Source organism: Bradyrhizobium forestalis (genome assembly GCF_002795245.1).
GTDB classification, from domain to species: domain Bacteria; phylum Pseudomonadota; class Alphaproteobacteria; order Rhizobiales; family Xanthobacteraceae; genus Bradyrhizobium; species Bradyrhizobium forestalis.
The window spans coordinates 1-1,020 of record NZ_PGVG01000121.1; the positions used below are offsets into that span (position 1 = coordinate 1).

Annotated in this window: 1 protein-coding gene; it reads left to right on the plus strand. The window is 64.0% G+C overall.

From position 1 onward, the window contains the following. A partial coding sequence (locus CVM73_RS38755) for an AMP-binding protein (RefSeq protein WP_146006756.1) occupies positions 1-1,001 on the plus strand: 1,001 nt, incomplete at its 5' end. Between the last annotated feature and the right edge of the window lie 19 nt (positions 1,002-1,020).

A 1,020-nucleotide genomic window follows, 5' to 3' on the forward strand; every position in this document is an offset into this window, starting at 1 on the left:
CGCATCATCTGATCGCAATTGGGGTGAAGCCGGATCAGCCGGTGGCGATCTGCCTGCAGCGCAGTCCGATGATGGTGGTGGGGCTGCTGGCGATCCTCAAGGCGGGGGGCGCCTATCTGCCGCTGGACCCGGCCTATCCGCCGGCGCGGCTGCGGCAGGTTCTCGACGATGCGGCGCCGCGAGTGCTGCTGGCCGATGCAGCGGGGCGCGCCGCCTTGGGCGATGTGGGCGTCGATGCGAGCGTGGTGGAGCTCGATGCGGCGGCACCGGCGTGGGCCAGCCTGCCGGAATCGGATTCGGACCCGCGTGCGCTCGGCCTCACCTCACGCCATCTCGCCTATGTGATCTACACCTCCGGATCCACAGGCACGCCCAAGGGCGTCATGATTGAGCATGCGAGCACGGTGAACCTGCTGCATTGGAGCCGCGACGTGTTTACGGCATCAGAGATCAGCCGCACGCTGTTTGCCACCTCGATCAGTTTTGATCTGTCCGTCTATGAGTGCTTCGTTCCGCTTTCGCAAGGAAGCACGCTTTACCTTGTCGAGAATGCGCTGGCGCTGGCCGAGAGGTCTTTGGATATCTCTTTGATCAACACAGTGCCCTCGGCGATCGCCGCTCTGGTCGACAAGAAAGCCGTGCCGGCCTCGACAAGGGTCATCAATTTGGCGGGCGAGCGGCTGAAGGCAGGCCTCATAGAGAAGGCTTTCGAGAGCAGTCGGGTCGAGAAGATCTGCAATCTGTACGCGCCTTCGGAAACCACGACGTACTCGACCTGGATTTGCATGCGACGGGGAGAGGCTGTCGTCGAGACGATTGGCCGTCCGATCGCGAACACGCGGGTGTACCTGCTGGACGATCATGGCGGGCTGGTGCCGTTCGGTGCGGTGGGGGAGCTTTACATTTGCCGGGGCGCGGGGGCGCGCGGGGTGGTGGACACATCCAGGTCGGTCACAGAGGGCGGTGCCGCGCTGCTGCATGTGAGAGTGGCACGAGGGTAGGTGGCTTCCGTCTGTAGTG